4 protein-coding genes are annotated in these 4,196 nt (G+C 34.2%); all 4 read left to right on the plus strand.

Annotated elements, in window-relative coordinates:
- Positions 1-4 precede the first annotated feature (4 nt).
- Positions 5-610: a sugar transferase gene (locus tag PQG80_RS28705; RefSeq protein WP_271755282.1), complete on the plus strand. Its 606-nt coding sequence runs from the start codon at positions 5-7 to the stop codon at positions 608-610.
- Between the two features lie 72 nt (positions 611-682).
- The gene (locus PQG80_RS28710; protein WP_271755278.1) at positions 683-2,182 is read left to right on the plus strand and encodes a lipopolysaccharide biosynthesis protein; all 1,500 of its coding nucleotides are present in this window, start codon (positions 683-685) and stop codon (positions 2,180-2,182) included.
- Positions 2,183-3,286, plus strand: a complete 1,104-nt coding sequence (locus tag PQG80_RS28715) for a polysaccharide pyruvyl transferase family protein (protein ID WP_271755280.1) — start codon at positions 2,183-2,185, stop codon at positions 3,284-3,286.
- Between the two features lie 12 nt (positions 3,287-3,298).
- Positions 3,299-4,196: hypothetical protein (locus tag PQG80_RS28720; protein ID WP_271755281.1), on the plus strand; the 898-nt coding region annotated here is incomplete at its 3' end.

Genomic DNA, 4,196 nt, shown 5'->3' on the forward strand with positions numbered 1-4,196 from the left:
AAATATGAGGTATTTAAAATTAAAACGCATCATTGATTTTCTTTTTTCAATGATTTGTATAATTGTCTTAATGCCTTTGTTCTTGTTTCTCATTTTTGTGATTAAAATTGACTCAAAAGGCCCGGTACTATTTAAACAAATGAGAGTGGGTGTAAATAAAAATACCTTTAGTATTTTAAAGTTTCGCACTATGAGGATAGATGCGCCAAGGGATACACCAACGCACTTGTTTTCCAACTCCCAAAGCTATATTACAAGGGTTGGAAAAATTCTAAGAAGAACTTCACTTGATGAATTGCCTCAATTATGGAATATACTTATTGGTCAAATGTCTTTTGTCGGTCCTCGACCCGCTCTTTGGAACCAATATGATCTTATTGTTGAACGTGATAAGTATGGGGTTAACAGTATATGGCCTGGTCTAACTGGGTGGGCCCAAGTAAATGGGCGAGATGAACTGTCGATTGAGACTAAGGCTAGGTTCGATGGTGAATATGTGAAAAATATGGGACTAATAATGGATCTGAAGTGTTGTTTTAAGACTTTTAAGAAAGTCCTAAAAGGTGATGGCTTTGTAGAGGGGCATAAAAGAAATTTAGCATCAAAATAATTTTGGAATAAAGAGATGGTAAGGCAGGATAGGAAACGGTTCAAGCTTTAGAGTTTGACGGTAATGCAAAGGATGGTTAAGCAATTGGGTACTTTAGGGAATGAAAAAGATGAATTGAAAAGGAAAACGTATAAGGGTTTTCTTTGGATGTTTAGCGGCACAGGTCTTCAAGTAATAACGCAACTTTTCCTCACAGTATTGCTTTCTAGAATATTAACCCCAGAAGATTTTGGTTCGATGTCGGCCGCCCTTATTATAATAGGATTCTCGGTGATTTTTACATCTCTTGGAATAGGGCCGGCACTTGTTCAACGACCAATAATTAATCCAAAGCATATAACCACAGGATATACAATTTCAATTTTATTTGGAGGACTTCTCACTTTAATAGTATATTTTTTTTCACCGTATTTCTCAGTTTTTTTTAACAATGAGGATTTAAATTTGATTTTAAAAGTTTTTTCTTTTGTTTTTATAATTCAAAGCTTTGGAGTGGTTTCTGAGTCGTTACTTTCGAGAGATTTGGAATTTAAAGTCTTGTCAAAAATTCAGATGATAGCAAACACACTAGGTTACGGATTTCTATCAATTTCTCTCGCTATTTTGGGATTAGGTGTTTGGTCTTTAATTATAGGTTATATGACCCAAGAATTAATTAAGACACTATTTTTAGTCAAAAAGAAAAAGCATAATAAAAGTATTGGTTTAGATAAGTCTGCATTCAAAGAACTCATGTACTTCGGTGGAGGATTCACAATTGCAAGAGTTTTCAATTACGGAGCCTTACAGGGGGATAACCTTGTTGTAGGTAGGTGGTTGGGTCCAGAAGCGTTGGGGCTCTATGGGCGTGTGTATCAGTTAATGGCTATGCCGGCTGTTCTAATTGGACAGGTTTTAGATAAAGTGTTATTTTCCTCCATGTCAAAAATACAGCATGAAAAACAAGCACTAATAAATTCCTATTCCAAGGGATTATCACTCGTAGCATTATTAGTTGCTCCTATTAGCGTTTATGTATATCTATTTGCATCTGACATAGTGAAGGTCGTTCTGGGACAAAATTGGGGTGGAATTGTAACCCCATTGAAAATATTCTCTTTAGGCATGTTTTTTCGTACCAGTTATAAGATAAGTGAGTCGGTTGCTCGAGCAACGGGAGCTGTTTATAGAAGAGCTTGGAGACAATTATTATATGCATTGTTAGTAATAGCGGGTTCAATTTTTGGACTTCAGTGGGGCATTATGGGAGTGGCGCTAGGAGTGCTAGTTGCTTTATTTGTTAATTTTATTTTGATGGCTCAGCTAAGTTTGAATTTATTGGGACTCAGTTGGATCTTTTTTATAAAGCTTCACCTACCTCCACTAATTCTTTCATTAATATTACTGTTTTTTCTCGGTATCGCTAAAACTTTTCTTTTAGGAGCCCACTTTCCTAGTATTTTGAATTTAATACTAGCGTTTGTTGGTAATGTTCTGCTTGTTTTGTTCTTGATTTATATTAAACCCACTTTTTTTCTGGGAGATGGTATGGCGTTTGTTGTAAAAAAATTAAAAGGAAGAAGGGTTCCTTAAGTGCAGACGAATGAAAGGGTTGGAAATAAAATAATTGGACTCCATGGATCGTATCATAGGCATAACTTTGGGGATATTTTATTAATGGCATTGTACACTAAGGCTATTAAAGCATATGTGCCAAATAGCCAAGTCTCATTGCCTTTTGCAACGGAGGAAACACGTAAAATTATAGGTGCTGATTTAAATGGTGTAAATACTTTATTGAATGCTAATTCACTTGTTTATGGAGGGGGCGGGTACTTCGGTGAGCCCTCTCATAATAAGCTAAGATGGGGATATAGAAATATCATAAGACATGTACCTCCAGCCAAAATAATTAGTTCTAAAAGGAAAGAATACGCCATCATTGGTGTTGGTGTTGGACCAATAAGTAATCGTTTAGCTAGGAATATGCTTATAGGAGTTTGCCATAAAGCTAGTGTCTTAGCGGTGAGAGATGAAGAATCAAAGAGTTATTTAATAGATTATGGTATAGATCCTGATAAAATTAAGGTGACAGCAGATGTGGTTATCAGCTTAAAAAGCGATGATATCCCAGTATATGCCCTTAAGGAAGCGAAACGTATAATTAGTAACTCTAAACGGGCTAAGAAAGTAGCAGTACATATTCAGAATTTTGAGTATCCAGAAACTATAAAGATTGTAAAAGAGGAAGTTGTTGAATTTTCTAAAAGAAATGATGATGTAGAGATATTACTCTTGTCTGATGGTTTTAAAATACCACGGGCAAGTTATGAAATAAATAGAGAGTTACCTCAAGAAAGTTCAATAGTTCAATATAGCGATCCTTGGATTTTTACAGCTCTTCTAGGTTTATTAGACCTTGTCGTAACAACTAAATTGCATGTAGGAATTACTTCTACTGCATTAGGAAGGCCTGTACTATCATTTCCGGTTCATAGCAAAACACCTAGGTTTTTTAATCAAATTAATGCGAGTGATAGATGTATTCCATTAACAAGTTTAAAAAAGGGCCAAGTTTTAGAGCAGTTAAATTTATATATTGATAAGACTAAGGAATCCTACTATCCTCCACAGAAGGTAATTGATTCATCTAAAAGTAACTTTGACTTGTTAAAGATGTTTCTTAATAAGAATTAAGGATATGATTTCATGAATACTTTGTTGTTAAACAATTCTTTGTTTTTTTTGTTAGCCATAGTCAATGGTTTAATAATAACTTATTCAATTAAGTATGTCTTAAAAGACCCATTTAATGTCGCTTTTTTGACAGCTTTTCTTACCTCAATATTTTATTTGATTCCAGCGTGGGCATGGGTATTAAATGAGAAAATGGCGTTTTCCTATGCATTTAATAAGTTTTCACAAGTACAGTTAGTCCAATCCGCAAAATCATTATACCCGTTTGTAATTGCAATTTCTTTAACCGCACTTTTTTTAGTCGGGGCGGTAATAGGTAACACTTTAGTTAGAAAAGAAGAATTAAACATTCCCATTGTTGGATTCTCGTTCTCAATACCACGTTATCACATGTTGATTTCAGTTTATGCGGTAATATGGCTAGTTGTGTTCGTTAATGTGTACAGAAATTCAGACTTATCATTATTTGAGTTTTTATTGCCGAGTAGAAAAGAAAAGGAGATATATTTGTCGCAGTTTGTTCGATATGTTTATATATATTTCCCGCTAGTATGTTGTGTTCTGGCATATCTAAAGAATAATAAATTTGTTAAATCTTCAATAATATGGTTGTTAATGTCTTTTTTATGTGCTCTTTCTACTTATCAAAGAAGAGATTTTATTGTAATAGTACTTTTTATTATAGGGCTAATTCATTTTACAAAAAAAAACAGTTCGCTTTCAATCCGGAACAGATTTGTTGGAAAGTTTAAGTTAATATTGTTTGGTTTAATAGCCGTCTCGACAGTTCCGATATTATGGTATGCACTAGTTTGGTCAACTGCGTATGTCAATAATTCGAAAAACGGAGTAAATCCTTGGGATATTAGAGGTTTTTTTGAAATATTATTCGGAGGGCAGGCTACAGGTT

The sequence above is a fragment of the Cohnella rhizoplanae genome, from assembly GCF_948329515.1.
In the GTDB taxonomy this organism is placed as follows: domain Bacteria; phylum Bacillota; class Bacilli; order Paenibacillales; family Paenibacillaceae; genus Cohnella; species Cohnella rhizoplanae.